This is a genomic window from Candidatus Solincola tengchongensis (assembly GCF_015711935.1).
Classification (GTDB): Bacteria; Actinomycetota; Geothermincolia; order Geothermincolales; family RBG-13-55-18; genus Solincola_A; species Solincola_A tengchongensis.
In genome coordinates this window covers 1-2,762 of sequence record NZ_JACVJJ010000013.1, presented here as the reverse complement: position 1 = coordinate 2,762, position 2,762 = coordinate 1, and the positions used below count along the sequence as shown (strand labels likewise).

Below are 2,762 nucleotides of genomic sequence, written 5' to 3'. Positions count from 1 at the left end.
GGGGCGCCCCGCCTCTCCTCGATGAAGGAGGAGAGGAGCTCGGCGAAGTCCCTTCCGGTCATGCGCGAGCCGGCCAGCTCCAGGGCCAGGGCCTCGCTCCCCGTCACCCTGGGTTCCGGGAGCTCCCTCAACTCGCATAGCTCACGCCACTTCTCCCGAACGAGGTTCCAATCATCAACAGCCTGCCGGAGAGACTCGTCCGCAACCGGAGCCGAGAAATGCGAGGCCAGGTGCTGGCGGAGGAGTTCCAGCTCTCCCCGGAAGTATTCCAGGGAGTCGTCCCGGAAGAAGTGAGGCACCTTCAGATAGTGGAAGAAGGGCAGGTTCTTGTTATGCTGCCAGTTCTCGAACATGGCACGCAGGTGGTCGCAGCCGTTGGTCTCGATGAGCCCGTCCAGGAAGTCGTAGGTGCCGTCCAGTGCCAGCTGCAGGCAGGAACGGCAGAAGGAACAGTTGAAGAGGGACATCTCGCCGTCGGCCAGGTCGGTCCGGGGGTTGCCCAGGGCCTTGATGCGGTAGGGGAGCAGGCCCGCGGCCTCGATGAGCTCCACGGGGGTGGCGAGGCATGAGTAGCCCAACACCCGTCCGCCCCTCTCCTTCCAACCCCTTACGTAGGGGTCATATATCTCCCTTATCTCCAGCGCGGTCCCGGAAACGGCCATCCCTATCACCTCCTACGGCCTCTCCTGCCGGCACGCAGACTGGACAGGTAACCACGAAAACCTTGGTAAATAATGGTTATTATGCCTTTGACCATTGCTCTTGCCGTCTCGGGTCGGGCGGCCAGGGCCTCCCGCAGGCGGGAGCCCGACTGGCGGAAGAGGTTCTCCAACTCCGAACGGTCGAGCGAATCCAGCAGGGCGGCCGCGTAACCCTCGCCTGCCGGGATTTCCCTGAGGCGGCGGTTAACGACCCGCAGGAGGTCGTTGAACCTCTTTGCGACCTCCAGTGGGCCGAGCCGCCCCAGCGTCTCAGCGCGCAAGGGTTCCATGATCTCCCGCCAAGCGATGGCGGGACGCTCCTCCGCCGCAGCGGGCCGACCAGTTTCTCCGGCAAGGCGGGCGCCTCGCAGGAGCGAGGCCAGGGAGCGCGAAAGCCGTGTGAGTTCCTCTGCGTCCAGGTTTCGGGCGAAGGCTTCTCGCATCCTGGACCGCACTTCAATGGGGATGGCGGAATAACTTTCCATGATCCCGGCGAGGGCGCGGAGGGAGGAGTTGGCCAGAGAGGCGGCGGCCTCCAGCAGGGAGGAGGCCAGGTCGGCGTCCCTCAGCGCCTGTTCGACCAGTGAGGAGACCATTGCCTCCCCCTCCTCCCCGAGGGCGGCCAGGGCCTCGGCCAGGAGTGGACCGTCGATCCCCTCGACCAGGTCGGAGGCGATTCGGGAGAAGGGCCCCGTGGCGTAGAGGCTCCCGTCCCCCAGGATGTAGGCACCGCGGTGCAGGTTGACCAGGAAGGCGGCCGCTCCGTTTATAACCTCCGCGGCCTCCTTCCAGTCCACCTCCTCCAGGATATTGAAGAGGGCATAGGTCATGGCCTCGGCGGGAAGGTCCAAGACCTTGAACAGGGTCTTCAGCACCTGCAGGGCCTGATTTGCCGCCGGGGCCACCACGCTGAAGAGGTTCACCAGGGCCACGGGGTTGTCGCCCAGTACCTCTATCTCCCGGCGCAACCCCTCCAGGCGGTCTGCCGCCCGGTAGTTGAGTACCTTGCGCAGCTTGCCGAAGTCCACCGCTTGAGTGGCCCGCGAGAAGAAATCCACCTGCTCCTCCACCAACAGCTCCGGGCGCTCCTCGTGCAGGCGGATGAGCAGGCGGGAGAAGGAGTTGATGAGCTCTCCAAGGAGGCTCCCGTCGGCACCCGGCAGGGCTCGTGCGAGGATGCGAGCCGCCCTCTCCGGGGGGAGGTTCTCCATCCTCTCCAGTATCGTCCGGGCAGCCTCCAGGAGGGTCTGGGACAGGACGGGGAGGGATTCCAGGAGAACCTCGGAGAGGCGTCCGTCCCCGTCCAGGAGTTCCCGTGCCAGTTCCTGCGGGTCCCTCTCGCCGATGACCTTCAGCATATTTGCCAGGCCGTTTCGCAGGGTTTCCACCCCGACCCTCTTCCCTTCTTCGTAAGAGCTCATGCTCACCACCTCACCCGAAAAGTCTAGCTACGCCTTTTATCCGTTTCCTCCTCAAGCCCACCTCGCATGACAATTTTCCAAGGCTTCGGAACGGAATCCGACATCTTGTGCTCCCATGCCCGTCATCCAAAGTCGCGGTCCCACGCTCTACCTTGCGGTTCCCGTCCATGTCAGGGTTTTCCCTAGGCGCCCCTTATCCCCTAAACCTTCACCCCCCTCCCAAGCTATCCCCGGTTCTTTCTGATCATTCACGAGTCCTCGGCCACGCCGGAAAGCTGCTTTCCCTGTCCTATCGGGCTCGCTGTACGGAAGACATCCCCGTCGCCCCTGGAGGGAATGGGTAAGGTCCTTCTCGTGTCTCGTCACGCTTTCGTTCCCCTCCCTGCCCCTCCATTTAGGGGACCGCTTCTTTTAAGACATTGGAACGGAATCCAGCCTACATCCCCTTTTCTTTTCATCACCTCAAGCCGTTGTCCTTAAGCCCTTCCCTTTACGGCCCTTGATGCTCGTGAGTCATTCCCGAGTCCTCGGCCACGCCGGAAAGCTGCTTTCCCTGTCCCACCGGGCTCGCCTTGCGGACGACGTTTCCTCCATCCCAGGAAAGATTGGAAAGCATACCTTTTTGTCTAGGCCTCGAGCT

The 2,762-nt window shown here is 63.1% G+C and carries 2 protein-coding genes; both read right to left on the bottom strand.

Annotated features, from left to right (window positions below):
* On the bottom strand, positions 1–662 hold a 662-nt coding region (locus H7007_RS00345), incomplete at its 3' end, for a 2-hydroxyacyl-CoA dehydratase family protein (protein WP_287152493.1).
* 5 nt (positions 663–667) lie between these two features.
* A complete protein-coding gene (locus H7007_RS00340; RefSeq protein ID WP_287152492.1) occupies positions 668–2,122 on the bottom strand; it encodes a hypothetical protein in 1,455 nt (484 codons plus the stop codon).
* Between the last annotated feature and the right edge of the window lie 640 nt (positions 2,123–2,762).

What these genes read in the sequence shown, in the direction of transcription:
- H7007_RS00340 (WP_287152492.1), bottom strand. Translation starts at nt 2,122, where the DNA reads ATGAGCTCTTACGAAGAAGGGAAGAGGGTCGGGGTGGAAACCCTGCGA.